This window comes from Pseudomonas sp. v388 (genome assembly GCF_003935425.1).
In the GTDB taxonomy this organism is placed as follows: Bacteria; Pseudomonadota; Gammaproteobacteria; order Pseudomonadales; family Pseudomonadaceae; genus Aquipseudomonas.
The window spans coordinates 178,337-203,981 of record NZ_RHQN01000008.1 but is presented as its reverse complement, the minus strand read 5'-3'; the positions used below and the strand labels follow the sequence as shown (position 1 = coordinate 203,981).

Annotated in this window: 22 protein-coding genes; 7 read left to right on the top strand and 15 right to left on the bottom strand. The window is 60.4% G+C overall.

All coding sequences use genetic code 11. The features are described from left to right. Positions 1 to 10: 10 nt before the first annotated feature. The 14 genes from icmH to EGJ27_RS24795 form a co-directional block, all read right to left on the bottom strand. Positions 11 to 841, bottom strand: coding sequence for a type IVB secretion system protein IcmH/DotU (icmH, locus tag EGJ27_RS19355; RefSeq protein ID WP_256672886.1), 831 nt, complete (start codon positions 839 to 841; stop codon positions 11 to 13). Positions 842 to 879: 38 nt separating this feature from the next. Further along, positions 880 to 2,211: a type VI secretion system baseplate subunit TssK gene (gene tssK, locus EGJ27_RS19350; RefSeq protein ID WP_125832343.1), complete on the bottom strand. Its 1,332-nt coding sequence runs from the start codon at positions 2,209 to 2,211 to the stop codon at positions 880 to 882. Beyond that, positions 2,208 to 2,690 carry a type VI secretion system lipoprotein TssJ gene (gene tssJ / locus EGJ27_RS19345; RefSeq protein WP_125832342.1) on the bottom strand — a complete coding sequence of 161 codons (483 nt, stop codon included), beginning with the start codon at positions 2,688 to 2,690 and terminating at the stop codon, positions 2,208 to 2,210. The genes tssK and tssJ overlap by 4 nt, the downstream gene beginning before the upstream one ends. Before the next feature lie 5 nt (positions 2,691 to 2,695). Next, the gene (tagH, locus tag EGJ27_RS19340) at positions 2,696 to 3,889 is read right to left on the bottom strand and encodes a type VI secretion system-associated FHA domain protein TagH (RefSeq protein ID WP_125832341.1); all 1,194 of its coding nucleotides are present in this window, start codon (positions 3,887 to 3,889) and stop codon (positions 2,696 to 2,698) included. An 18-nt stretch (positions 3,890 to 3,907) separates the two neighbouring features. Further along, positions 3,908 to 4,045 carry a type VI secretion protein gene (locus tag EGJ27_RS19335; RefSeq protein ID WP_125832340.1) on the bottom strand — a complete coding sequence of 46 codons (138 nt, stop codon included), beginning with the start codon at positions 4,043 to 4,045 and terminating at the stop codon, positions 3,908 to 3,910. 43 nt (positions 4,046 to 4,088) lie between these two features. Beyond that, a complete protein-coding gene (locus EGJ27_RS19330; RefSeq protein WP_125832439.1) occupies positions 4,089 to 5,618 on the bottom strand; it encodes a sigma-54-dependent Fis family transcriptional regulator in 1,530 nt (509 codons plus the stop codon). A gap of 10 nt (positions 5,619 to 5,628) precedes the next feature. Continuing rightward, entirely contained in the window at positions 5,629 to 8,208 is a 2,580-nt protein-coding gene (gene tssH, locus EGJ27_RS19325) for a type VI secretion system ATPase TssH (RefSeq protein WP_125832339.1), read from the bottom strand. Next, entirely contained in the window at positions 8,205 to 9,227 is a 1,023-nt protein-coding gene (gene tssG / locus EGJ27_RS19320; RefSeq protein WP_125832338.1) for a type VI secretion system baseplate subunit TssG, read from the bottom strand. Before tssG ends, tssH begins: the two co-directional genes overlap by 4 nt. Next, positions 9,191 to 10,978: a type VI secretion system baseplate subunit TssF gene (tssF, locus tag EGJ27_RS19315; protein ID WP_125832337.1), complete on the bottom strand. Its 1,788-nt coding sequence runs from the start codon at positions 10,976 to 10,978 to the stop codon at positions 9,191 to 9,193. The genes tssG and tssF overlap by 37 nt, the downstream gene beginning before the upstream one ends. A 107-nt stretch (positions 10,979 to 11,085) precedes the next feature. Further along, on the bottom strand, positions 11,086 to 11,505 hold the full coding sequence (gene tssE / locus EGJ27_RS19310; RefSeq protein WP_125832336.1) for a type VI secretion system baseplate subunit TssE: 420 nt from the start codon (positions 11,503 to 11,505) through the stop codon (positions 11,086 to 11,088). 6 nt (positions 11,506 to 11,511) lie between these two features. Continuing rightward, positions 11,512 to 12,987: a type VI secretion system contractile sheath large subunit gene (gene tssC, locus EGJ27_RS19305; protein WP_125832335.1), complete on the bottom strand. Its 1,476-nt coding sequence runs from the start codon at positions 12,985 to 12,987 to the stop codon at positions 11,512 to 11,514. Between the two features lie 28 nt (positions 12,988 to 13,015). Beyond that, complete coding sequence (tssB, locus tag EGJ27_RS19300) at positions 13,016 to 13,522, bottom strand: type VI secretion system contractile sheath small subunit (protein ID WP_125832334.1); 507 nt, start codon at positions 13,520 to 13,522, stop codon at positions 13,016 to 13,018. 34 nt (positions 13,523 to 13,556) lie between these two features. Further along, positions 13,557 to 15,104, bottom strand: a complete 1,548-nt coding sequence (tssA, locus tag EGJ27_RS19295) for a type VI secretion system protein TssA (protein ID WP_125832333.1) — start codon at positions 15,102 to 15,104, stop codon at positions 13,557 to 13,559. A gap of 277 nt (positions 15,105 to 15,381) precedes the next feature. Beyond that, the gene (locus tag EGJ27_RS24795) at positions 15,382 to 15,519 is read right to left on the bottom strand and encodes a hypothetical protein (RefSeq protein ID WP_158619368.1); all 138 of its coding nucleotides are present in this window, start codon (positions 15,517 to 15,519) and stop codon (positions 15,382 to 15,384) included. Between the two features lie 102 nt (positions 15,520 to 15,621). Here EGJ27_RS24795 and tssD point away from each other — a divergent pair, with 102 nt between their 5' ends. The 7 genes from tssD (at position 15,622) to EGJ27_RS19260 (ending at position 25,218) form a co-directional block, all read left to right on the top strand. Continuing rightward, positions 15,622 to 16,137, top strand: coding sequence for a type VI secretion system tube protein TssD (gene tssD / locus EGJ27_RS19290; protein ID WP_158619366.1), 516 nt, complete (start codon positions 15,622 to 15,624; stop codon positions 16,135 to 16,137). A gap of 82 nt (positions 16,138 to 16,219) precedes the next feature. Then, positions 16,220 to 18,235, top strand: coding sequence for a type VI secretion system tip protein TssI/VgrG (gene tssI, locus EGJ27_RS19285; RefSeq protein ID WP_125832331.1), 2,016 nt, complete (start codon positions 16,220 to 16,222; stop codon positions 18,233 to 18,235). Next, positions 18,232 to 19,104 (top strand): DUF4123 domain-containing protein, encoded by an 873-nt coding sequence (locus tag EGJ27_RS19280; protein ID WP_125832330.1) that lies wholly within the window; start codon positions 18,232 to 18,234, stop codon positions 19,102 to 19,104. The genes tssI and EGJ27_RS19280 overlap by 4 nt, the downstream gene beginning before the upstream one ends. Beyond that, the gene (locus EGJ27_RS19275) at positions 19,097 to 22,513 is read left to right on the top strand and encodes a toxin VasX (protein ID WP_125832329.1); all 3,417 of its coding nucleotides are present in this window, start codon (positions 19,097 to 19,099) and stop codon (positions 22,511 to 22,513) included. The genes EGJ27_RS19280 and EGJ27_RS19275 overlap by 8 nt, the downstream gene beginning before the upstream one ends. Positions 22,514 to 22,674: 161 nt before the next feature. Next, positions 22,675 to 23,223: a permease gene (locus tag EGJ27_RS19270; protein WP_125832328.1), complete on the top strand. Its 549-nt coding sequence runs from the start codon at positions 22,675 to 22,677 to the stop codon at positions 23,221 to 23,223. A gap of 55 nt (positions 23,224 to 23,278) precedes the next feature. Then, positions 23,279 to 24,514, top strand: coding sequence for a hypothetical protein (locus EGJ27_RS25105; protein WP_256672885.1), 1,236 nt, complete (start codon positions 23,279 to 23,281; stop codon positions 24,512 to 24,514). A 128-nt stretch (positions 24,515 to 24,642) separates the two neighbouring features. Next, on the top strand, positions 24,643 to 25,218 hold the full coding sequence (locus tag EGJ27_RS19260; protein WP_125832327.1) for a GNAT family N-acetyltransferase: 576 nt from the start codon (positions 24,643 to 24,645) through the stop codon (positions 25,216 to 25,218). A 91-nt stretch (positions 25,219 to 25,309) separates the two neighbouring features. Here the strand turns inward: EGJ27_RS19260 and EGJ27_RS19255 are convergent, their stop codons facing one another. After that, entirely contained in the window at positions 25,310 to 25,582 is a 273-nt protein-coding gene (locus tag EGJ27_RS19255; RefSeq protein ID WP_125832326.1) for a hypothetical protein, read from the bottom strand. Positions 25,583 to 25,645: the final 63 nt, after the last annotated feature.

Genomic DNA, 25,645 nt, shown 5'->3' with positions numbered 1-25,645 from the left:
CAGGTCTCTGTTACGCGCGCCGCTCAGGTTCGGCGATGGTCGTGGAGTGGAAGGGTCGAAGTACCGTTTCGCGCTGGTTGCCCAGCACCCAGGCAAAGCCGCCATACATCGCTGCCAGGCAGATCCCGGTGATCAGCACCAGTTGCCAGCGCGGGATGAGGCGCAGTACGCCTCGCTGCACCGGCTCGACGCCGCGCCATTGCGGCGAGAACTCTCGAGGCGGGTCGCCACGCAGGTGGCGGATCTGCCGGAACAGGCCCTCGCGAATTTCGTCCAGCTCGGTGTCATTCCGGGCGCTGACCCGGTATTTGCCCTGGAAACCGAGGGCGAAACACAGGTACATCAGTTCGAGCATGTGCAGGTGCTTGTGGGGGTTGATGGAAAGCCGCTCCAGCAGATGAAAGAACTTCTCGCCGCCGAAGGTTTCCTTGTGGAACCGGCTCAACAGGCTGTTGCGCGACCAGTCGCTGGCACTGCCCCAGTCTGTGTTGAGCACGGTTTCGTCCAGTACCGTGCACAGCACGTAGCGCGCCGCGATCATCTGTTCGTTGGGCACCTGATGATGCTCGGCGCTGGTTTCGAACAGCTTCACCTGGGCGCAGAGATGACCGTTGAGCATCTGGATGTCGCCCGGATCGTCGGCGGTAGCGAGTCGCGCCACCTGCGCCAGCAGCTCCGCGGCCGCTGCCACCAATGGGTTGATATGCAGGTTGAAGCGCTCCCTGGGTCCCAGGCGCGCGGCATAGTTCAAACGGGCCTCGAGCTGCTCCAGGCTGGGAGGATTGTCATGACCGGTCAACGAGCCGTTGAAGTCGCGGTCGCGCTTTTCAAGCAGCGTCATGTCATGGGCTCCTGATGGCTGTGCTCCATTCATTGCGATCAGCTCCTGATGGCCCAGAATTTGAGTTCAAGCCCGGCGAAGTCACCGGAAACATGCAAGGCAAAGCCGCCCGACTTCTCCACGTCCGCCGCTTCGTCGGCATCCAGTTCGAGCAGGAAATAGGTCTTGTTGGCGTGGTAGGGAATCTGGCGCGGCGCCACCGGCAACGGCTTGACCCGAATGCCCGGCAGGTGCAGGTTCACCATCTGGCGAATACTTTCGACCGAGCCGACCTTGAGGTGCGCCGGAAGCCGGTATCGCAGCTCTTCGGGATCGCAATCGGCCGAGGCTGCGAGAATGAACGACGCCGCTCCCAGCCACTGCGGGTCGACCCGTGGCGAAACCAGAATGCCGTACTGCCGGACCTGCAGTTCCAGCTCCATGGCGTGCTGCTCGAGCACCATCGACAACAGCTCTCGAATGGCCTGCATCACGGCCCTGAAGGTCGCGCCCTGATCGCTGTGGTGGTACTGACCGGTGAACCGGGGTCGCTTGTGTTCACTGCCGAACGTGGCCAGTTCGCCGTACATGGCCAGCAACGCCCGATACAGCTCTTCGGGATGGACGTCCTTGATATTGAGGTAGTGCTGCAACACCAGCTCGGTGCGGTTGATCAGTTGCAGCATCAGGAAATCCCCGACCTCGGCGCTGCCCACCTTGCCGTTGGAGCGGATGCGCCGGGCTATGGCCTCGCCGCGGTGGCCCAGCATGCTGATCACCTCCTTGAGGCAGGACATCAGGTAGCTCGAGCCGCGTGCACTGATGAAAGAAGCGCTGAACTCCGGCGACAGGCTTATCGAGCGGTCGGACGTGCTGCCCAGCACATGGCACAGCTTGAGTTTCACGTAGGCGTGCTGGTCGGTGTGGTCGCCGAGCAACAGACGAAACTGCGGATGGGCGCAGAGGATCTGGGTCGAGCCCGTCTCGCCGGCATTGGAATCGGTGACGGTGGTGGCGTGCGCGGTATAGCGCGCCACCACGTCGCTCTGCTCGGCGCTGCGCGCCTCGATGCAATGGCCCGCGACCAGCGGCAGGGCCAGCCATACCTCCGTGTCGCCGGTGTTGGCAGGCACTTCCAGGACCAGCGGATCGGTGCGATCCCGCAGGTCGAACAGGCTGCCGTCCGGCAGAACGCCGCAGGCCAGGTTGAGCACGATCTGCCCGGAACCGAGGAATTGCGGATCGATTTCCAGCTCGGTGAAACCCCACAGAAACGCACCGGCAAGCTGGGTGCGGCGCCTGAGCTGGTGATCGTAATAGCGATCGTGATGCTGGAAATGCTGTGGGCGCAGCAGCATGCCTTCCTGCCAGATAACCTTGTGTGCATTCATGACCGTGGCACCCCGGGCGTTGCGCCAACACGGTGAATGCCATCGTCGCTCAGGGTCAGGTCGGCCTGGGTCAGCCCTTCAGGGGTCAGTTCCAGCACGTAACGCCATTGGCTGTCAGGCAGGTTCCGGTAGGCGGCCATGACACCGACGTAGCGACTGCCAGGTTCAACCCGCAGCTTCAAATCGACACTTTGGCCAGGGCGAAGCTCCAGCTCTTCGCTGGCCACCAGATCCTGGGCCAGCGTCTCGGCGCTTCTGCCATACAAGGTGAAAAAGTCGCGGGTCTCGAACGCGACCGGATTGCGCAGTTCCAGCAAGCGCACCACCACCGGCGAGGGGCGGCCGTTGATATCCGGATTGAGCAGCTCATTGCCGGTCAGTTTCAGCTGCAGACGGGTCTGGGTCGAATACGGCGAGAGCGCCGAACAGCCCACCAGCAGGAACACGCCCAGCAGATGCAGAGAGTTGCGGTAATACATGAAGATTATCCTTGGCAGTCCAGGTGCAGCGTGCTGAGCAGGCGGATCTGGTCTCGATACGCCTGGGTGAAATGGCGAGCCAGCAACTCGTCGCTCCAGTCGTCCGTGCGGCTCAGGGAATGGTGAAAACGCAGATAGGCGCGCCAACGACTGCCGGCGGTGTTGATCACCGGCCGGCTGCTGTCACGCTCGAACTCCCAGTTCAACTGTTGCGGCGAGAAATGCGCCAGCGTGGCGCGCGCCATGGCTCGACTGCCGGCCCACATAGCCACCTGATGAGATTGCAAGTGCCGGAACGCCCCGGTAATGGCCTGACTCGCCTGCGCAGCAGACGACCGGGGCAGCAACAGCCCGCGAATCGCTGCCGCCACCCCCGCGTTCACGTCCAGGAGCGGCGAGTCTTCCTGCGCCATAGGGCCGGTGCCGCCGAAAATCTCCCGGTGCAGTTCATCCCGATTGCGCAGGCTGCGTTGCAGGCCGCCTATGCACTGCCGTAACAGCCGTGCGGCATCGAGCGCCAAGGCTTCACGGCGCTCCAGGGCCATGGTCGCCAGGTCAATCCCCAACGCCTCACCCAATTGCTGCCAGAAGGCCACGGACGGCTCGGCTGCTTGCGCCGCACCCTCGCCCGTTGCCGCCGACTCGGGTTCGGGGATCAGGCGCGGGACCAGCAAATGGTCATGGTCAACCGGCGTGTGGTCGGCAGGCTGCCGGGGAGCAACGACGGTATCCAGCAGGCCGGCCAATTCGTCGAGCGCACCGTAGGGCGTGTCCTGCTCCTGCATCGCAAGCAGAGGATCGAGGACCGGAGCGAGCGGCGTGACACCTCCCTCCCCCGGCTCCAGCGCGAATGTCAGCCAGTCCCGCTCGGCAGGGGCCGGAGTGAGCAGCCTCGCCACCAGTTCGATCGCACCAAACCGAAAACCCGCGCCGTCGTGGATGCGGACCTCTTGGCCCTTGCACAGCCGCCCGCCGTCCGCCCGCACAATGCCGTTACGGCTTAGGTCGATCAGGAAGTACTCGCCACTGCGCCACACGACCTGCGCATGCCGGCCGGACACCAGGCGCTGCCGGTCTTCGATCGACCAGTCGCAATCGGGGTGACGGCCGATAACCCCGCCCGTTTCACTGAAGACCCGGCTGCGTGCGTCACCGCGCTGCAGCGACCGGGGATCGGTAATTTCAAACACCAGTTCCATGTTGCGCTTCTCTTGCAATCATTTGCCGCGATGGATCGACGCCGGGTCGCCCAACGGGCGGTATTCGTCGTCGCTGAATGTGTAATGGCCGCTACAGCCGGCCAGGCACAGGAGTGCGCCCAGCAGTACAGCGATCAGCCGTCCGTTAGGGGTCATGAAGGGATCTCCAGACAGATTGAAAAAGCGGTGGGCGCGGCAGTCATCCGTTGGCCCTCGTTGACACCGGCGTGATCTCCAGATGAGCCATGCGGTACAGCAGTGTGCGGCGCGCCACGCCCAGCTGGCGCGCCGCGAGGCTGCGGTTACCGCCCGCGCTGCGCAGGCATTGCAGCAGCAGCTCGCGCTCGAACGCTTCAAGTCGTTCACGCAGGGTGAACATTCCGGAGTCGGCAAGCAGCGTGTCGGCCACGGCAAAATCCTCTACTTGCAGGCACTCGCCCTCGCACAGCAGCACGGCCCTTTCGATCATCCCCTTGAGCTCCCGCACGTTGCCGGGGAAGCGGTAGCCCGCCAGCATCGCCAGCGCCGCCTCGGACCAGTGCACCGGTTCACGCCTGATGAACCGGGACGCTTCACGGGCGAAGTGTGCTGCGAGTTCGAGCACGTCATCGCCACGCTCGCGCAAGGCAGGCAGGGCAATGGGAAACTGCGCGAGACGGTAATAAAGGTCGGCGCGAAACCGGCCTTCCGCGATCATGGCCGGCAGGTCGCGGTGGGTCGCGGCGATGATCCTGACGTCGACCTTACGGGTGACGTTGGAACCCAGCGGCCGGATTTCACCTTCCTGTAGCACCCGCAACAATTTGGCCTGCAACGACAACGGCATATCGCCAATCTCGTCGAGCATCAGTGTCCCGCCGTTGGCGGTGTCGAGCAGGCCGGGACGATCGCTCTCGGCGCCGGTAAAGGCGCCTTTGCGGTAACCGAACAATTCACTTTCCAGCAGGCTCTCCGGAAACGCTGCGCAGTTCTGCACCACGAACGGCTTGCTGCGGCGCGGCCCGTGGTCATGGATGGCGCGGGACACCACTTCCTTGCCGGTGCCGGTTTCACCGGTCAGCAGGACGGTGTGCGAGGTTTGCAGGACCTTGCTGATCAGGTGTCGGGTCCGCACCATTCCCGCGCTGCGACCGATCAGGCCATAGTCATCCGTGGTCGCCGAGGTTCGGGCCGCGGTCGGGGTGGGTTGCTCAGCGGCCACCGCCGAGGGCTTCAGGCGCTGCAGAAGCTGCATCTGCGAGACGGCGAACGCCCCCAGCACGCCCAACGAAGACTCGTACATCTCCAGCGACCGACTGCGTGGCGTCGCGCACACCAACAGCGCGACCACCTGACCACCTCGATCCGGCAACGGCCGGCACAGCAACGAGCGCCAGGCTGAAGCGCCGGCCGGAAGAAAACCGAGGTCGTACACGTCGTTCGGGTTGCCGGCGAGGCTGACGGTGCGGTTTTGGCCCAGACTGAACTGCAACAGCTGCTCACTGCTGTAATCGGCATCGTGGGCCACGCCCGACCGGAGCGGCTCTTGCGTGTTCTGCGCCAGCAGTCGCAGGCTGCTGTGGTTCGCATCCAGGCAGAACAACTGGCTCAGTTCACAGCCGGTCAGCTCGCAGACGGCCTTGACCAGTTCGTCGGCAAGCGCCTGGCGGTCGCCGGCCTGCGCCAGTGTGCCGTAGTGGTTGCAGAATCGCTGGGCGTAAACCAACGGTTCAGGGATCGGGGTAAAGATGCCGCTCACCTTACGCAAACTCGCACGACACGGCGCCCGCATCGTCCAGAGTGGCGTGCACCTGGTCGATGGTTTCACCGTTGGCCATGGCCTGCAGCAAGCGGTCGGCGACCGGCGGCATGACATGCTGCTCCAGCAGGCGGTCCACCAGACGGGCACCGCTGTCGCCTTGCGTGCAGCGCTCGCGCAGGTACTCGACCAGCGCGTTCGAATGACTGAATTGCAGCTTGCGGTTCGCCAGGCGTTCTGCGAGGCGTTGCAACTTGAGTTCCACCAGTTGCGCAAGCAGCACATCGCCCACCGGGAAGTACGGTACCACCTGCATTCTCGCCAGCAGTGCGGGCTTGAAATGCGCACTCAACAGCGGGCGAATGGCGGCCTCCAGGGCCTGGGCCGCAGGCCGCTCGCCGTCCCGGCAAAGCTGTTCGATGCGCTGGCTGCCAAGGTTGGATGTCATCAGGATCAAAGTGTTGCGGAAGTCGATTTCCCGTCCTTCGCCATCGTTGGCGATGCCCTTGTCGAAAATCTGATAGAACAGGTTCATCACGTCGGGATCGGCTTTTTCCACCTCATCGAGCAGGATCACCGAGTAAGGTTTCTGGCGAACCGCCTCGGTCAGCATGCCGCCTTCGCCATAACCGACGTAGCCGGGCGGCGCGCCGATCAGGCGCGAAACCGTGTGCTTCTCCTGGAATTCGGACATGTTGATGGTGGTCAGGAAGCGTTCGCCGCCGTACAGCAGGTCAGCCAGCGCCAACGCGGTCTCGGTCTTGCCCACGCCGCTGGGGCCGACCAGCAGGAACACCCCCACCGGTGCGTCGGCCCTGTTCAGCCCGGCGGCGACGGCGCGCATGGCCCGGTCGAGCGCCTCGACCGCCTGGTCCTGACCAAGCACCCGTCGGCGCAGGTCGGTGGCGAAGCCGGCCACCCTGGCGCTGTATTCCCGCGCCAGTTGGGACAGGGGCACGCCGGTCCAGGCGCTGACCACTTCGGCCACCAGCCTGGGGCAGACCTCGAAGCTGACCAGACGCTCGGTCTGCGGCAGCCCGATCAAGGCTTGATGAGTCTGTTGCAGCTCGTGGCGTAGTGCGGTGCTATCGGCATCGGGCTCGCCGGCAGAGCGCCCGGCCAACTGTTGCCGCAACTCAAGAATCCGCTCGGCGGCCAACCGCTGGGTTTCCCACCGCCGTTCCAGCTCCGCCTGTCGTTCGCGGGCCTGTTCGAGGTCCTGTTCCAGCTCGTTGAGCGACTGCGCATCGACCTGCAATCCCGCCGCGGTATCACGCGTCAGTGCATCGAGCCGGCGTGCGCCTTCGGCGACCCTGGCGCGCACGCGCTCCAGGCACTGCGGCATGGCGGCGAGGCTGATGCGCACCCTGGCGCAAGCGGTGTCGAGCAGGTCAACCGCCTTGTCGGGCAGCTGTCGGCCGGTCAGGTAGCGAGCCGACAACTGCGCGGCAGCCACGACCGCATCGTCGCGCAGGTACACGCCGTGGCTGGTCTCGTACAGCGGCGCCAGCCCGCGCAGAATGGTGATCGCCTCGTCCACCGTGGGCTCGTGAAGCTTGACCGGCTGGAAGCGGCGAGCCAGCGCCGGGTCCTTTTCGAAATACTTTTTGTACTCACTCCAGGTGGTGGCCGCGATGGTCCGCAGTTCCCCACGGGCCAGCGCCGGCTTGAGCAGATTGGCAGCGTCCGTGCCGCCTGGCTGGCCACCGGCACCGATCAGCGTATGGGCCTCGTCGATGAACAGAATGATCGGCCGGGCGCTGGCCTGGACTTCTTCGATCACACCCTTCAGACGACGCTCGAACTCCCCCTTGATGCTGGCACCGGCCTGCAGCAGCCCCATGTCCAGCGACAGCAGTTCCACGTTTTTCAGCGGCTGCGGCACTTCGCCCGCGGCAATCCGCAACGCCAACCCTTCGACCACCGCGCTCTTGCCCACACCCGCTTCGCCCACCACGATCGGATTGTTTTTGCGGCGGCGCGCCAGGATGTCGACCATCTGCCGCATCGCATCGTCGCGACACAACACCGGGTCCAGCTTCCCTTCCCGGGCCTGGCGCGTCAGGTTTCGGGTGAAGCGGGCCAGCAGCGACTCATCCGCCGCGCCCGGCTGCAAAACCGGCTCGACAGCCTGTTGACTCCGGGCGAAGTCGCGCAGCCGATCGGCATCGATTCGCGCCAGCAACGGCTGATAGCGGGTTCCGGCGTAACGCAGTGGGTTACGCAACAGCGCGAGAATCAGCGCGGCCTGTTCGATGCAGCTCTGCCCCAGCTCCAGATTGGCGACCAGTAGCGCATCCTGGAGCCACTGGATCAGTTCGGGTGCGAACACCGGGTTGCGTGCCACAGCATCCTCGACCGGCGGCTGCAATGTCCCGGCAAGCTCGGCGGTGTCCACACCGGCGTCCAGCAAGGCCGCGCTCAGCAATCCGTCGGGTCGCTCGAGCAACGCCAACAGCAGGTCTTCCACCACGATCCGGCTGCCGCCGCGGGCGACGCAGCGCTGGGCAGTGCTTTCCAGCGCTTGGCGAGTGGGTGCATCCAGCGCGTTGACGAGCTGTTGCAGGTCTACATTGATCATCGATTTTCGTCCTTAATGAAGGGGCTGCCCAGCCTGACGACGCCGTCCGCACGTTCGTGCCCCAGCCAGCTCGTCCAGCCCAGATGACAGGTGTTCCGTTCACCAATGCGCAGCGCGCGGATTTCCTGGGGCAGCAGTTGCAGCTGTATGTCGTAGTCCAGCGGGTCACGCTGGGTGAACCGCACCAGCGCACCCAAGGGGGCACGGCCGCTGCCGATGGGCAGGAATGCGTGAAAGCGTTCCCAGTCCAGCTCCCGGATGTGAATCCGGAATCGGCCGCTACGGTCCCGCACGCGCTCGCCGAGCACGGCGTCCTCGCTCAACCGGCTGTTGGCGCGGCCAAGTCGATTGCATTGGGATGCGCTGATGGCTACCGACCGTTCGATGCACTGTTCGATGAACAGCGGCGCGTGCTTGAAGTAGTAGCGCAGCACCGCTTCGATCAGCGCCGCCGAATGCGCCCGCAGGCTCAACAGGCCCAGATACGGCAACAAACGTTTCCAGTTGATTTCGCGGGTTTCGCGCAGCGGCTTGCCGCCCAGGCCGATCAGTGCAAACAACCGCTCGGAGAACGGGTCTTCGGCGCCGCGTGTGAATCGCGCGTGGTAGCGGTATTTGCGCCAGATCGGCAGCAGCAGCCGTAACAGCCGATGATTGAACAGGTCCAGGAAGTCACGAAGGGTGTCGCAGGCCTGGTCATCTCCCAGCGCCTGTTCGCTGTAGCACACCGGCAGCGGCGAAGCGGCCCCCATCAGGCCAAGGGCATTGATCCGCACCCGTGCCTGCAGCTGACCGGCGTGTTCGAAAAACTCTGCGGCATCGATGTCGCTGGCGGCGAAACCCAGGCTGGGATTGGTTTGCAACCGCACCCGGTCCGCGAGCGCTTCCTCGTCCAGCTCGGGATGTAGGCGGCGCAGCCGTTCGATGATCAGCGGCATGGCCTGATACAACGAATATTCGCGTATGGCGGTGTCCAGGCCGGTCATAGCAGGGGCTGCTGGCCCATGCGGGGCGTCCATTCGTACCGTGCTCCCTGGGTGCTGGTCACATGCAATTGGTGAAACGAATTGAGGCTGGCGTACAGCGCGAAGAACTCATTGAGCACCGACGCGAACAGGAACAGGCTGCCTTCTCCCAGGTAACCTTGCGGATCGATCACCAGATCGGTGCGCAGCCCCCGAACCGGCAGGCCGCGAAACAGACGATCCACCGGGGTGTGGCCGATGGATTTCAGGCCATTGAGCAGCTGTCGGCTGACTTTTTCGGCTTGCTGGTCGTGGTACCGAGGCAGGTCGTAGGTTTCCAGAATGACTTTCAGCGCCTCGATGTTGGCCAGCGACAGGTAGTTGAGTGACATGTTGCTGATCAGCTTCCACAGGAACTCCCGGTTGATCGGCGGCGCGTAGCTGCGCGTGGCGGGGGTGATATTGCGAAAGCGCACGAAATCCGGAGCGCTCTCGGCAAAATGGCAGATACCGTTGGCCGGAATGTGCAGCGGCAGGCTGTTGTTGGTGCAGGTCAGCTCGATGGAAATGGTCTCGTGGCGTTGCAGGTCGCGCACGTCGAAACTCAGGAAGGTGTCCAGCCCGTCGTGGGTGACCGACGCTCGCTGGCGCACGCTGTAGTACGGACGGGCGTCCTGGACATCGAAGCTGGGGTCATGCTCGAAGGACTCGAACGGCACGTAGTCCTGACAACCCAAGGCACCGGCCTGCCAGCCCGTCACCTTGTCGACGCTGTACACGCTGCAATCCTGGGTCCCGTATCCGGCCGGCATCAGCAGGTATTCGTCCTGCTTGCCTTCGAGCCGGATCGGCACGGCATCCTGCTCGAACAGGTTGACGACAGGCGTGCAGTACAACTTGACGTTTTCGGCCGTGGGCTGCAGGTGCTGGAGTTCGCTGCTGGTGATCTCCAGGCTCAGGATCAGGCCACGCGCCTTTTCCAGCGTGTCCGTGGGCAGCGACTGCAGGACGTGGAGCCCGAGAAGGTCGACGAACAGAAACTTCTCTGGGAAGCAGAAGTATTCTTGCAGATAGCGGTAGCCCCTGAAGGTGTTGAGCGGATACGGAATCAGCGCTTCGTCTTCGGCAAAGCCCACCGGCCTGACATGCTGCACCGGCAGATCCAGCTCTACTACGTCGCCGCTGCTGCCGGACAGCAGGTGGCCATCGGCGTCGAGCAGCGTCAGGCGGATTCGGGTCAACTGGCGCAACAGGCCCAGGTACAGCATGTCGCTGATGTAGCGTTCTCCGGCCAGGTGCAGGCGCAAACGGGTGAGCTGCAGTTCACCCAGATGCCCTTCGCACGTCATGCCCAGGCGCAGGTCCAGCGCCACCGCGTCGCCCTTGGCCGCGCAGCTGAGTGCATCGAGCCTCAGTGGCAGAACCTGCGTGGCGTAACAGGTGCGGAAGCGGCACGTCTTGCCCTCCACCGGGTCACTCTCGACCGCCGTGTCGCGTTCGACCAGCACGCCCGGCCCAGGTTGGTCGAGCGGTTCGAACTGCACCATGCTCATGGCCGGGAAAGGCCGCATGTAGTTGGGCCAGAGCAAGTGCATCAACGAATGCGTCAGCTCTGGCAGCTCATCATCAAGTTTCTGACGCAGCCGACCCGTCAGAAACGCGAAGCCTTCGAGCAAACGCTCGACATCAGGGTCGCGAGCGGCCTGCCCCAGGTACGGCGCCAGCGCAGGGTTGCGGTCGGCAAATTGCCGACCGAGCTGGCGCAGCGCGGACAGCTCGCTTTGGTAATAGAGATTGAACGACAAACCTGACTTCCTGATGGTTGAACCTGCCCTCACGGGCAACAGAAATCTCTCGCCTGGCGATCGGCGATCAGATGCCTCACGGGGATAGGGTTGCGCGATAAACGCTTTCAGTCGTGGGTGACGGACACCTGTCCATGACTGCCCAGATGCGCGTTGAATGTGACCTGGCGCTTGATACCGCCCGCCTCCAGCACGCCTTCAATGGAAAACCGCAGCTTCAGAGCCTCGTGGTGACCGGGTTCAAGCGTGACCCGGACGCTGGACAATCGCGGTTCATATTTGCGTATGAAAGCCTCGATGGCGCTGCGGGCATTCATCACCACGTCATGCAGGCTCCGGTTCATGTCGTTCAGGTCCGGCAGGCCGTAATCGGGCAGCGTCTGCACGCTGCCCGCCCGGGTCCCGAGCATCCTGGTCAAGTGCGCGGCCACCGACGCCATCAGGCTTTCTTCACCCGTCAGGCCGGCGCGGTGAGCAGTATCGCCGGCCAGACGTTCGAACAGGCTGCCGTAAGGACGGGTCGCCACGGCCGCTTACTCCTTGTCCAGCTTGCCGACCAGGGACAGGGTGAAATCCGCCCCCATGTACTTGAAGTGCGGCCGCACGTTCATGTTCACGCGGTACCAGCCCGGCTCGCCATCCACCTCGCTGACGGTGATCTGCGCGGCACGCAGCGGCCGCCGCCCACGGATCTCGGCGCTCGGATTGTCCTGGTCGGCCACGTACTGGCGGATCCACTTGTTGAGTTCGATTTCCAGATCGGTGCGCTCTTTCCAGGAACCCAGTTGTTCACGCTGCAACACTTTCACGTAGTGAGCCAGGCGATTGACGATCATCATGTACGGCAGCTGGGTGCCCAGCTTGTAGTTGAGTTCGGCGATCTTGCCTTCGTCGCTGTTGCCGAAGAACTTGGGCTTCTGCACCGAACTTGCCGAGAAGAACGCCGCGTTGTCGCTGCCCTTGCGCATGGTCAGCGCGATGAAGCCCTCCTCCGCCAGCTCGTATTCACGGCGGTCGGACACCAGCACCTCGGTCGGGATCTTGGTCTCGATCTCGCCCATGCTCTGGAAGTGGTGCAGCGGCAAGTCTTCGACGGCTCCTCCGCTCTGCGGCCCGATGATGTTGGGACACCAGCGGAAGCGGGCGAAGCTGTCGGTCAGCCGGGTTGCGAAGGCATAGGCGGTATTGCCCCACAGGTAGTGTTCATGGCTGTTGGCGACATTTTCCCGATAGACGAAGGTCTTGACCGGATTTTCCAGCGGGTCGTAAGGGTTGCGCAGCAGGAATCGCGGCACGGTCAGGCCCAGGTAACGGGCGTCTTCCTGCTGGCGAAAGCTCTGCCATTTGGCAAACTGCGGGCCTTCGAAGTGATCCCGCAGATCCTTGAGGTCAGGCAGGCCGGTGAACTGCTCCAGGCCGAAAAAGGCCGGGCCGGCGGCGGCAATGAACGGCGCATGGGCCATGCAGGCAACGCTGGACACGTACTGCATGGTCTTGACGTCCGGGGCGCTGGGCGAGAAGTAGTAGTTGGCGATGATCGCCCCGACGGGGTTGCCGCCGAACTGGCCGTATTCGGCGGTATAGACATGTTTGTATAGACCCGACTGCATGACCTCCGCAGAGTCCTCGAAATCCTCCAGCAGGTCCTGCTTGGAAACACTGAGGATCTCGATCTTGATGTTCTCGCGGAAATCGGTGCGGTCGACCAACAGTTGCAGCCCGCGCCACGCCGACTCCAGGGACTGGAACTGTGCGTGGTGAAGTATCTCGTCCATCTGCTGGCTCAACCGGGCGTCGATCTCGGCGATCATGCGATCCACCAGCGCCTTCTTGACCGGTTCGCCCTTGTTGTGCGGCTTGAGCAGTTCTTCGATGAAGGCAGCGACGCCGCGTCGGGCGATGTGATAGGCATCATCACCGGGCGCCAGGCGGGTCTCGGCGATGATCTGGTCCAGAACCCCGACCTCCATCACGTCCTTGTCGAGTTGTTGCGCAGCTTTGTTGCTCATGATGTCAGCTTCCTGAAATAACCGGGACTCAAGCGTTGGTGGAGGAATCAAGGGTCAGGCCCAGTTCGCCCAGCACACGACTGCGTGATTCGTCGTCGCTGAGCACGTGCTCGATGGCCTTGCGAAACGCCGGGGCGTTGCCCAGCGGCCCCTTGAGCGCCACCAGGGCGTCGCGCAACTCCATGAGCTTTTTCAACTCGGGCACCTGCTCGACCAGACTGGCCGGGTTGAAGTCCTTCATCGATTTCACACTCAGGCTGACCGCAAGTTCTTCGTCCGCCGGATCGTCCTGCAACCGGTTGGGTACGCTCAGGGTCAACGATATTTCCTGCTTGGCCATGACATCGTCGAAGTTGTTCTTGTCGACGCCGACCGACCTGCGATCTTCCAGTTTTCTATCATCGGCACGCTGAGTGAAGTCACCCAGTACCATTAACTTCAGCGGCAACTCTATTTCTTCCTGAGCCCCATTGATGGCAGGCTTGAAAGTGACATTGATCCGTTCTTTGGGTGCTACCGAGCCTTCTTTGGCCATAGCCGTTCTCCTTCATTGTTAGGGCCGCACGGGCCTATTCAAGTACGGTTTCCATATCGAGATGACAAAGCCGGCGATACAACGCTTCCTTGTATTCGCGCACCACTTTGTTTTGAGGCAACAGTTCGCAACAGCTATAGAGCAGACGCAGCACTTCAAGATTGAGATCGGGTTCCCAATCGGCCAGGCCGTCGGACTTCAATTGTTCGTCGAGCACTTCAAGCTGGCTCTTGGCCAATTCATATTTTCTGGCCTGATGGCAGATTCTGGCCAGGCTCAGCCGCCAATAAAACTTTGCACGTTCACCGGATGCAGATTGAATGTGCGGTTTGAAAAGTTGCGCCACGCTTTTGATGCCGTCGGATTGAAGCATCGGAATGGCGTCATCCAGCACCGCGTCCCACGGAAGACGCGAATCGAGACTTTCAGCTGCCGGTGGCTCCCGCTCAACCTGCAGAACAGGCGTTACCCGGGATGCGATCCAGCGCTGGGTGGCGGCATCGGCAAAGGGCTGGCCATCCTCGAATCGCAGTTGGGCAAGACCCGGCAGGCGCATCAGAAACAGCGCGAGCTGGATCTCGACTTCGCGCATCGCTGCCTCGGCCTTGAGAGCCTTCAGGCACTTCCATACCAGATGCTGCCCGTCGAACCAGAACGGCGCACGCGACAGACTCGCTTCCAGGTCGACAACCAGGTCGGCATAGCCGCGCTGTTCGAAGCGTTCCTGATAACCCTGCAACTTTTCCGCAGGCAGTGCGCTGAGCTGGGTTTTGTTCTGCGCATCATGCCCGGGCAACCTTTCCATCTGCAGCCAGGTCATCACCCGGTTCAAGCGTAGCGCCCGCACGTCGGACGCCCTGTTGCGCAGCCACCACCCGCACAGCAACCGCCCATTATCCTCCTGGGCGATGTAGGCTCTGCGGGCATCCTTTTCGTTATCGATCGTCGCGGCCGGGGCGAACAGATTGACGGCGGCCTGCTTGACCTGCGCGATCACGCTAGCGGGCCTGGGCTCCGCCTCCCTGGCCTTGAGGATCATTGCCGTAAGCCGCCGGCGCAGCGGCAGAAGCAGCGGTGCCTCATCGCCCAGCTGTCGGGTGAACGCCTCGTCGATTCCCTGCAGGGACGCCTCGAGCTTTTCGAATAACGCCAGCTGATCCTTGATCGCGACATCGCCGGCCAGAGCCTGCTCAAGCCTGGCAATGAACCACACCATAGCCGCGCATCGGGTCCGGGCTTTCTGCGGAAAGAAGTCGCTCCACTGCTCTCGGCACAGATGGCTGATCATCGCGCACCCCGCCGACAGCCCGGCAAACGACTCGGTATGATAAAGCGCCCAGGACAACCAGCACGCCACCCGCAGGTCCTTGGACATCGATTGCAGGATGGCTTCACTGCCCTGGCGCACCTTCGGCCAGTCGACCGGACCTGCACCGTGCATGGACTGCGCCTTGGCCAACTCACCTTCCAGCGCTTCGAATTCGATGGAGAACCTTGCATCCTCGCCCGCATAGCCTTGCGCCGAGACTGGCTGGGTCACAAGCGAAAGATAACGAGTTAGAAGTTGGTCCGAGTAAGGCATATCGGCGTTCAGTCAGGTTTTATTCGGATTGGCGCAGCGTCTGGTAGACCGTCTGGCGCTTTGGAGGCGCAAACATTAGTCATACACACGCCGTCTAACAAGAGCAAAACCGCCCAAAACTCACCTTTCGGAAATATCCTACGAAGTACATCGGCAACATTGTAGGCAATAAAATATTACATATATCCGCCCCACTATCACCGGCACTCTCGATAACCCTGCAACCAGAACTGCGCAACTTTTTGCATAGTCGACCGCGCGTTAAACCTCATCAACATCAGCGCAAGCCATGCTGTTCCAGATGTTGCACGAGGGTGCGCAAAAACTTGCGCAACCGCGCAAGAAATTGCGCACTTTCCAGCGGTTTTACACCATCATCAAGTTGACTATTCGGCATAGCAAACAGCCAACTCATTGAGAGAACTACAAAAAATAAATAATGGCATGCTTATTGTTAGTCGGAGCGCGCACATTCGAGCATTGGCCCGAATGTTTTCCGTCATTACAGGAGAAATACATGGCAGCTTACATGTCCATCACCAATTCGAAGGGCAACGTTATCACCCAGGGCGCCAATACCCAGGATTCGATCGGGACCGGCTTTCAGTCGACCTTCAAGGATCAGGTGCTGCTGCGGGACTACTCCCATCAGGTCCAGACCCCCAGCCACCCTCATTCCGGGCAGCCGACAGGTCGCCCGATACACGAGGCGTTCTGCGTAACGGCCGTGGTCGACAGAACGACGCCGCTGCTCATGGAGGCCGCCAACAAGCAGGAAGTGATGCCCAAGGTCGAGTTCAACATGTACCGCGTCAACGCGGAAGGCGTGCAGGAATGCTACTTCACGGTCCTGCTGGAAGATGCGGTGGTCAGCAAGATCAACCAGTACATGGAAAAAAACAATGATCTGACCAGCCCCCATTCGACCGACCTGGTAGACGTGGCATTCAGCTACCGGAAAATCGTCTGGGATCACCACGTCGCCACCACTACCGGCTCTCATGACCACCGGGAGCCTGCCGTCGCCGGCTAAACCATGACGTCCCATCGACCGCCCGGTCGATGGGACTCACTCAGGTCATTGACTGATACCCACCCGTTCACAGGGATACGGAATGGACAGACTCTTAGACAAGGCTCAGTTCGAACTCAGCATCGCCGGGGTCGACCACGACCTTCAGGTACTGGAATTCGGCGGCCAGGAGACCATCAACCAGCCCTTCTGCTTCGAACTCGAACTGGTCAGCGAAATCGGCGTGGAAGATCTGGAGAACCTGCTGCGCAAACCCGCTTTTCTGCGCATGGGTGCCGGCCACGAAGGCATTCACGGGCTGATCGACCGGGTCGCAGAACGTGATCCGCGAGGCCGCCTCAAACACTACTCGGTAACCCTGCGTCCGCGGCTGGCCTACATGGCTCATCGCATCAATCAGCGCATTTTCCAGCGCCTGACCGTGCAAGAGATCATCAGCCAGCTGCTGGAAGAACACGGCATCATCGCCACCTATCGCTTCGAGCTGGGCGCCGCCTATTCCGAGCGCGAGTATTGCGTGCAATACAACGAGTCAGACCTCCAATTCGTTCAGCGTCTGTGCGAGGAAGAAGGCTGGCACTTCCACTTCGAACACAGTCCCGACGCCCACAGCCTGGTGTTCGGTGACGACCAGCGATCCTTCAAGATCATTGATGAGCTGCGTTACCAGCAGCCCGGCGGCATGGTGGCCGATGAACCTGTCGTCAGCCGCTTCAATCTGCGCCTGGAAACCCGCACCAGTCGCACGACCCGCCGCGACTACCATTTCGGCAAACCGCGTCTGGAGCTGTTCAGCGACGCTGCAAGCGACGCCGTTCCGGACCTCGAAGACTACAGCTACCAAGCGCGCTACACCGACCGCGCGCGTGGAGCACAACTGGCCAGTCGCGCGCTGGAAAGGCATCGTCACGATTACCGGCTGGCCGAGGGTCACAGTGATCAGCCGTGCCTGGCAAGCGGCCACCTCATGCGCCTGACCGACCATCCCAGCCAACGGTGCAATGACCAATGGCTTTTGATCGACGTGCATCATGAGGGTAAACAGCCGCAGGTCCTCCGCGCCTCGGGAAAGGTCGGCAAAGCCGACGGAGCGGGCTATCGCAACCGCTTCACCGCTACCCCCGGCAGCGTTCCCTATCGGCCACCGCTGCGGCATGTCAAACCCCGCATTCCCGGCAGCCAGACCGCTCTGGTGACCGGACCCGACGGCGAAGACATTCACTGCGACGAGCTGGGCCGGGTCAAGGTGCAGTTCCATTGGGACCGCGAAGGCCAGCGCGACGCGGCCACCAGTTGCTGGCTGCGGGTGGCTTCGGGCTGGGCGGGTAACCGCTACGGCAGCGTCGCGATCCCGCGAGTGGGCATGGAAGTGCTGGTCAGCTTTCTGGAAGGCGACCCCGACCAGCCCGTGATCACCGGCTGCCTGTACCACGCCGAACACCGGCCGCCCTACCTGTTGCCAGATCACAAGACGCGCAGCGTTTTCAAGTCCTTGAGCAGCCCCGGCGGCAAGGGCTTCAACGAACTGCGCATCGAGGATCGCAAGGACCAGGAGCAGATTTTCATCCACGCCCAGCGCGACTGGGACGAGAACATCGAACACGATCAGAAGATCCGCGTGGGCCACGAGCGTCACGACCGGGTGGAAGCCAACAGCTACAGCGAGTTGCTGGCCGAGGAACACCGCGTCACCCACGCCGATCGCCTGACCGAGATTCGTGCCAACGATCACCAGACCGTGGGCCAGTCTGTGCATGCTCAGATCGGCGCGTCGTACCTGTTACGCGCCGGACAGCAGGTCCACCTCGCAGCCAACGAGGTCGTCATCGACGCAGGGATGGAAATCACCCTCACCGCCGGCGGCAGCTTCATCAAGGTCGACCCCAGCGGCATCACCCTGTGCGGCCCGCAGATCAAGCTCAATTCGGGCGGCGCGCCGGGGGTGGGCATGCCCGCCGCTCCACTGTTGCCGAGTTCCACCCAGCCGGCCGATGCCGATGCGCCGGGAGAGCCGCTGACGCCGTTGCAAGCCACCGCGATCAGACGTACCCCGCGCTGTGAAATGTGTGAGCGGGCCGCCGGGGAAGCCAAGTCATGAACTCAGCCAATTATCTGCTCATCGACGGGCTCTTGCGTCCGGACGCCATCAAACGGCTTTACCAACGAGGCGAGCCACTGGCGATCAAACCCTTGTACCTGAGCACTCGCTGGGCGGGGATCAAGGAACAGGGGCCGGTGCTGGTTCAGGCTGAGCCACCTTCCAAATTGATTCACGAGTGGCGCACTTCGCCCGGCCAGCACCTGGACGCCTGCGCTTTATACAGTCCCGCTGCGGCGCACACGGTCGCCGACCATTTGCGGCACTTTGTGTCGCCACCCGACCATCTGGGCCAATGCAGCCTGCTGCGCTTCGCGGACCCGGTAGTTCTGCATTACTGGTTGTCCAGCTACAACGCCGACCACCTCGATCAGATTCTGGGGCCTGTCGAGCACATCTGGGTTCCCACGCCCGTGCACAGCTGGCAACCGGCGCCACAAGTCCCCTTTACCCATTTTGTCCGACAACGCCCGGCACGTGCCTGGGAAGCAAGGTTCTCACTGTTGGGCGAACCCCAGCTCGCGGCACTGCAGCAAGCGTTTGTCTGGATATTAAAAGAGCGCCTCTACGACTGGCTCAACTCGCGCAACAGCGAGACCTTTGCCGAACACAACGGGGCCGGGATCGATAATTGGCTGGAGCGCGCCCTCGATGGTGCGCGGCGATGGGGGCTGGTGAGCGAAGTGGCACTGGTGACCTGGGCGGAACTTTGCCAGGACTGGGGACTGGACTTCACTGAGCAGCCCGACACGCCTTACCGGCGCTGGGCCATCGAGCATCCCGACCAGACACGCCTGGCGCCCGAAGTGCGTATCGAGGCCCTGGACAAGTTCCGCATCCAAGCCGCCAAGGAGGCCACGCATGACTGACAAGCACGGAACACCGGAACAACGCCGCAATGTTCTCTTTGAACGAACGCCTGCGACTGAAACGAGCAGCTGCCCATTCAAGGGCCAGGAAGCCGCCATTGTCCCGGTCCGCTATGCGCTGGACAGGTCACGCTACGACGCCGAGCCCGACAAGCTCAAACCGTTGCCCAAGACCGGCAACTGGGCCCTGTTGCCCGAACTCGAAACCCGCCGCTATACGCTGCGTCAGCTGTACGACGGGTATGTCTATGTGTTCGATGAAACGGATCGCACTTTTCATGAGTACGCGGTCAATGCCGCCGACGCCAGCCTGACCCGCATCGTCTGGACTGACGCCCACTTGGGTCAGGACACCCGACGTGGCGTGGGCGAGGCCAAACCTCATCTGCTCTATCCGCGCCTCAATCGTCTGCATCTGGCCTTTTCGCCCATGCAGTGGACCTGGCGACTCTGCGAGCACATGCGCTCGAACGCCGACAGCCGCGCCACATGGATGAAGCCGCTCGATCTGGCAGGCTACTGCATCACCATGGCCGAGCCCGGCACCCTGCCTCTTAGGCGCATCGCTGAAGCCGTGGCCGATATCGACCCTGGCAACGCCACACCGGACAGCCGCTTCGATGACTCCTCCGTGCCAACCAGCAACACTGAAGCCGGAGTTACGCAAACCGACGTGTCCTGCAAACCGCTGTTTTCACCGGTGGGTGCCGACGTCTACTGGCTAGGCAGCGTTCCTGACAAAAACAGCGCCCTGCTGATCGCTCTCGACGACCCGCTGGCGATGCTAAACGACCTTGGATTGCAGCTGGCAGCAGATCAGGCGGCATATCGGGTTTGGCAAGACGAGCACGGGCACAAGCTGGAGATGGCGAAGGTCGTTACCAATCTGTGTGCCAGCAGTGACGATCCCGATGGGTTGCCGGCGTCGGTGAAGGGGGATGTGGTACGGACGCAGCGTTACCTTCAAGAAGTTGACGAATATCTGGACCAGTTGGAGCTGGAAGAAATCGTGGTGACGGGAGGAATTCTCCACGACTCGTATGTCGATCGGGAATTCGCCAAGAGTCCGGAGATGAAAAGCGCCCTCTCGGAAAAATACGGCACGACTCCCGACCGCAAGGATTTCGAGGCCTGGAAGCCCCGTGCGAAATGGCGCCGCGAGGTCGACCTGAAACGAGCTCGAGCTTACATCGCCACACACCAACCGACCGCCGAAAAGCTGTTGCAACAGATTCGCGACACTCAGGCTGACTTCCGGATGTGGGCAGACCACATAGGCCTGGACCCGGCCGTGTTGTTCGTTGATACCACTCATGTGAAAAGCCTGCTGTATCTGCAGACGGTGATGAGCGAGCTACTGACTGTCTACAGCCAGGACATCGACGCCCATGGCTGGCTGCTCGAGCAAGAGAAGCATGCAACCAGTCTGTTCGGTACGTTGCGCTATGGGTTTTCCCCGGCAATCAAAGAGGCCCTGCATCAGGAGGCCGACAGACTTCTGAAGGGAATGAACGACTACACCAACCTGGCCACCCGGGCTGGCGAGATCAATGCTGCCTTGAACCATCCGGATGTCGCTGAAGCTGCCTGGATGAAGAAGCTCACGCAATCGGCACGCGATACTTATAGCGCGCTCCGCGAGTTGGCGAGCGGTAAAGGTAGGACTGTAGCGGAAAGCATCGTTGTCGCCTTGATTCCGGTTGACGCCAGGTATAGCAAAGGCAAAAAGAAAGATATTCTGGCACTGTTCCGAAGTTTCATGATTGGTCAGGTTCTGCTTGATTCCAAGCATAAGGTGGCTATCGATGCGAAGGTGGGTGCCAAGCTTAAAACCTGGAAAGAAAACTATATATTACTCGATCATAAAATCACGAAACTGAGAAACAGCTGGGTTCACCCGCGCACGACCTACGACCGTAAAAGCTTATCTCATCAGATTTCTCAAGTTCAGGATGACATTCAGAAACACATGCTTCAATTCCCCATCGCCATTGACTATCAGGAACAACAGTCAGCGCTTGCACTTCGCAATCAGATGCACGCTCATATAGAGTCGGGACTTAAAACACTTAAACACTGGGAGGCTCGCGCAAAGGAGTGGATAATTCATTTGGGCGCAGGGTTAGCGACCACTGTCACCTGGGGTGTATTAATGATGAATTTCATCAACACCGCATTGCTGTACGGAGAATTGACACGTGACGGAGAGTTCAGCGAAAGAGATATGATCAAGGTCGGTTATGGTTTGGGTTATAGCTTAAACCTGTTGATGAGTGTTTTTGTAGAAACGCCTTGGGCGGTGGTCAAGACCGCACAGCCGGTCATAATCGAAGGTAAAACTGTTGGAATTCTCCAGCGGTCGTCAGCGTATTGGATAGGTCGCGGAGATAGCGCTTGGGGAAATGCAGTCCATGGATTTCGGGTTGGAATAGTGGCAGTAGGAGTGGCTGGAGTAATTGCTGCTACTCTGGAGGTTTACGATCTTTATGAAGACTTGAAAACCGCGAGAACCACCGACGAGTCAAACGGCATCAGAGCTAAAGCAATCGCAGTGGGAGCCATGCAGCTGGGCGCAATAGCACAGGTGATAGCCGGTCTATCACCCTCAAGTAGCGTGGCTGCAGCAGTGTTGAGTTCATGGTTCACGGCAGCGTTAGCAATTGCGGGGATCGTTTATATAATCGGCACAGTGGTCTTAAATTATATCCAGCAAGACAGCGTGGGTTGGTGGCTCCGCAAGTCGTCATGGTCTATTTCCAACGAGCATCGCCTTCAAGACACGCCTGCTGGACATGCTGAAGAAATCAGAACATTGTTAGCAATTCAAAACAGTCCAAGTATTTTTGTGAGAAGCACATGCGAGGATCGTTTGGAATGGGTAGGCAGGTCCGGCTATATTCCTCAGACTGTGCTAAACGGCGCGTGGATTCAAATTTCGCTACCTAGCACTGCACGAGGTGAAACCCTGCGCCTCACCATCATCAGCACCGAGCGTCCCTATGGTGTGTTAGTTACTGAGAAAAGTAAGACTTCAATTGCTCAGCAGTTCCTGAACAACGGACGTTTTGGTAGCGCAGAGCATTTTGCAACCATTGATGAGCGATATGGAAAAAACACTGAAGAGATGTATTTCCCAAAAGTACCACCCTCAAACAAGCCAATCCTCTGGCAAGTATGGGTCCCACTGCCTAAAACCGCAGCGTTCATTGAACTGATGATCCAGCCTCCTGCAGGAACCCTAATCAGCGACCCAGGGATCAGAGAATATCTCTACCAAATCAACCTCAAGCCGGGTGGCGAGATGACTTCAGATGGGCTAATCAAAACCAATCTGACCGTGCAGACAGCAGATCCGACGGAAACCATATCCTTGGAAATACCGTTCGGGTCAGCAGGGGACCAATCTTGAAACTCACTCCGTCTCAAACAGACTGCAGCCCAGCCTATATGACACCCCCTACTCAAAATAAAAGCATTTTCTCCTGGTCAATACATCAAATGCCCGGCTCCCCAGCCAGGAGACTTGAAGGACAACTTTTAGTTACGGCCGCAAACCTCATGAGCTGGGGAATGTTTTTTACTATCTGGAGGGATGCATTACTGGATGATTCAAAGTTCTTAGCCATTTTCATTTGCGTGGCACTCGGATTCTTAGCCTTTTATCTTAAAATGGCTCGACAAAAAACCGCATACCATTATCAGATTTATGAGGATCACGCCACGCTCGACCATCAAGTGTATTACTCCACTCTAGAAACCGGAATTATCAAAACCGTCGCAGTTATCTGCATGCTTGCTTTCGTGGGAGTAGCGCTGTTCACCGGCTCCCTGCTCTTTCTAGTGGGGCCTGCCGCCATCGGCTTCCTTGCCGCACTACGCTTGATGAATTGGCAAAACCCGGTAACCCATGAGGACAGCCTGCCCTGGCACGAATACAACTTCGTGACCGTTGACCGAAAGCGAAGAGTCATCGTCACTCATCGCACTGACATAACCTTGGGTTTTGAAGCGAGGCTTCCCGATGATGAATTGTTTGAGAAGTACCTGGCAATCTTGAGAACGTCTCTTCCCCCAACCGCAGAGTTTATGGAAAAAAAATGGGACTTGGACTTGCTCTAAACCCCCTGAAGACGTCTTCCACCCTATCAGAATCCGCAGCAGCTGAAAAAACCACATGACACCAAGCACTACATCTGACTATTCCGACACCTGTTACCGAAGCGACAGCGCCACCCGCATGCCATCAGCGCAGTTTATCTGCGACCGTAATCACAACGGAATATTTACCACTCACCTGGCCCACGGCTCCTACGCCCACCTGGAACCAGTAAGCATAATATCCGCTCAACTGGAAGACGAACAGCATCGGCATGATGACCATAGAGAAAACGCTATCCCCTCATCAGAAGCCGCTTGTAATGCCAAACGCTGGAAACTCAACGATACAAGCGTGACTGCCGGCCTCCTCATCGCATTAAGAATAATGTGTTTCCCCACCGGCTGGATAGTTTGGAGTGCGGGGTTTTTACCCTCACTGTCGACAGAGGTTGAGTCTGAACTTGCTCACAAAATCATTGCATCATCAGCGCCTGTCATGTCGCTCACGATCGTCACTTCACTCTTCCTCTTCGTTATTTACCACAAGGCCGCCCACTGCCTCCAGCTATCCGCCATAGCGGTCTGCACCTTTTTACTTTTTCACTTCAAGGGAACATTATTGGGCTCAACTGAACTGCACATCAGCTATTGGGGCAGCGTATTTGTTTATTTAATGGGCACTGTTGGCTGCGATGGGATGTTATGGCTGCGTAACTTATGCTCTCCACATGAAAGCGGCGAATTCAACCGGGCAGACGGCATGGTCCGATTCAGACGCCGGCTCCGCCGTCCCTTCGTGGCCCCTTTTGAAGAGTTCGATGCTGTTCTAGAAGTCGCTCCTATTAATTATGGCTTCCCTCTGCACAGCATCGTTTTGCGCCATCGATATACAGGCAATTCGATTAGCCTGGCCGGGAAGATGCATCATATTGAGATCGACCGGGTCAACGCCTTGGCATTCTGGGATTGCCTGCAGCGCTACATGGATGTGACGCAGCCTTTACCGGATCTACCTGTTCTGGAGCGGAGTCGACATCTCGATCCGGTCACTGCCCAATACGATTCGCGTACCGGCCGACCGGAGCGTCGATGGCGCAATCAGGCCGTCACAGGCTGGAAAACGGGTGGAGAAAGACGTCTTCGAGCGCAGCTGGAACGATACCCATGGCAGCAGCATGCGTGCATCATCCAGGCCCGGCTGTCGGACACGATAAGAATTCAGGATTACTACCGGGCATTAGAAGCCGCCGGTGTCGAAATCACTCCGGACTCTCAGGACTATCAGTGCCTGCGCTTGCCTGAGCGTGGATGACTGACGATCAAGCGAGCATCGATATATTGCACACTTATCGGTAGAGCGAATAAGGTTGCTGCCATCGTTTGGCTATCCGTTTGCCGTCCCGAAAGGTACGGACGTCTAGAACTCCCCCAAGGACCCCCATGATCCAGATCCGCCCCATGACGCCCGAAGACTTCGAGCATTTCTGGCCCACCTTCCAGGCCGTTGTAGCTGCCCGGCAGACCTACGCCTACGACCCCGCGCTGACCAAGGAGCAGGCGCGTGAACTGTGGTTTGGCTACCCGCTGCACACGCTGGTGGCCGAGGAAGACGGGGTGCTGCTCGGCAGTTATTACCTCAAGGCCAACGCCGCCGGGCCGGGCAGTCATGTCTGCAACTGCGGCTACATGGTCACCGAGGCGGCGCGCGGGCGTGGGGTGGCGCGGTTGATGTGCGAGCACTCCCAGCAACTGGCACGTGACAGCGGCTTTCTGGCCATGCAGTTCAACTCGGTGGTCGCCAGCAATGAAGTTGCCGTGGCGCTGTGGAACAAGCTGGGCTTTGAAACTGTCGGGCGTCTGCCCAAGGCGTATCGCCACGCTCAACTGGGGCTGGTGGATTGCCTGGTGATGTTCAAGTGGCTGGCGCCGTCCGACGAGGCTGTCGAGCCTGCGCAACCCAGGCTGATCGGGCGCAAGAATATTGAATCAGTGGTGTCCCGGCCGCGTCGCGGTTAGTGCAGGTTCCCGAACTCCCGGCTCGCTCCTACGATCCGCCAGTCACTGGCCAGAGCGAGCCCGCGTCGAGTGGATTGAAAGCCTGCTTCCGTCAGTCCTTGACCTCGGTCAGCGCGAACCTCTGCCCTTTGATATCCCTGACCTCGGCGCCGACGATGTAGGCGATGGTCTGACCATCATGGTCGACCAGACGCTGTGGTGTGCCGAGGCTCAACGTCCCTATTTCACCGCTCCAGTCACGGCGCGGGTCGTGCTCCAGATACGCGTAAACCTTGCGTTCTCGAATCCGCCAGACCGGATAGGCCTTGCGGGTCGAGATCACGTCGTAGGTCAGGTTGGGGTTGAAGGTAAAAGCGGCAGTCATGACAGTCTCCGTGCTATGGGTGTGGCTGACTGCGCGTTGAAGCCACGTGGCAATGACGCAGGA

Excerpts from the sequence above, each read along its gene's own strand:
- icmH (WP_256672886.1), bottom strand. The coding sequence starts at position 841 with ATGACGCTGCTTGAAAAGCGCGACCGCGACTTCAACGGCTCGTTGACC.
- tssK (WP_125832343.1), bottom strand. The coding sequence starts at position 2,211 with ATGAATGCACACAAGGTTATCTGGCAGGAAGGCATGCTGCTGCGCCCA.
- tssJ (WP_125832342.1), bottom strand. The coding sequence starts at position 2,690 with ATGTATTACCGCAACTCTCTGCATCTGCTGGGCGTGTTCCTGCTGGTG.
- tagH (WP_125832341.1), bottom strand. The coding sequence starts at position 3,889 with ATGGAACTGGTGTTTGAAATTACCGATCCCCGGTCGCTGCAGCGCGGT.
- EGJ27_RS19335 (WP_125832340.1), bottom strand. The coding sequence starts at position 4,045 with ATGACCCCTAACGGACGGCTGATCGCTGTACTGCTGGGCGCACTCCTG.
- tssH (WP_125832339.1), bottom strand. The coding sequence starts at position 8,208 with ATGATCAATGTAGACCTGCAACAGCTCGTCAACGCGCTGGATGCACCC.
- tssG (WP_125832338.1), bottom strand. The coding sequence starts at position 9,227 with ATGGACGCCCCGCATGGGCCAGCAGCCCCTGCTATGACCGGCCTGGAC.
- tssC (WP_125832335.1), bottom strand. The coding sequence starts at position 12,987 with ATGAGCAACAAAGCTGCGCAACAACTCGACAAGGACGTGATGGAGGTC.
- tssB (WP_125832334.1), bottom strand. The coding sequence starts at position 13,522 with ATGGCCAAAGAAGGCTCGGTAGCACCCAAAGAACGGATCAATGTCACT.
- tssA (WP_125832333.1), bottom strand. The coding sequence starts at position 15,104 with ATGCCTTACTCGGACCAACTTCTAACTCGTTATCTTTCGCTTGTGACC.
- EGJ27_RS24795 (WP_158619368.1), bottom strand. The coding sequence starts at position 15,519 with ATGAGTTGGCTGTTTGCTATGCCGAATAGTCAACTTGATGATGGTGTA.
- tssD (WP_158619366.1), top strand. The coding sequence starts at position 15,622 with ATGGCAGCTTACATGTCCATCACCAATTCGAAGGGCAACGTTATCACC.
- tssI (WP_125832331.1), top strand. The coding sequence starts at position 16,220 with ATGGACAGACTCTTAGACAAGGCTCAGTTCGAACTCAGCATCGCCGGG.
- EGJ27_RS19280 (WP_125832330.1), top strand. The coding sequence starts at position 18,232 with ATGAACTCAGCCAATTATCTGCTCATCGACGGGCTCTTGCGTCCGGAC.
- EGJ27_RS19275 (WP_125832329.1), top strand. The coding sequence starts at position 19,097 with ATGACTGACAAGCACGGAACACCGGAACAACGCCGCAATGTTCTCTTT.
- EGJ27_RS19270 (WP_125832328.1), top strand. The coding sequence starts at position 22,675 with ATGTTTTTTACTATCTGGAGGGATGCATTACTGGATGATTCAAAGTTC.
- EGJ27_RS25105 (WP_256672885.1), top strand. The coding sequence starts at position 23,279 with ATGACACCAAGCACTACATCTGACTATTCCGACACCTGTTACCGAAGC.
- EGJ27_RS19260 (WP_125832327.1), top strand. The coding sequence starts at position 24,643 with ATGATCCAGATCCGCCCCATGACGCCCGAAGACTTCGAGCATTTCTGG.
- EGJ27_RS19255 (WP_125832326.1), bottom strand. The coding sequence starts at position 25,582 with ATGACTGCCGCTTTTACCTTCAACCCCAACCTGACCTACGACGTGATC.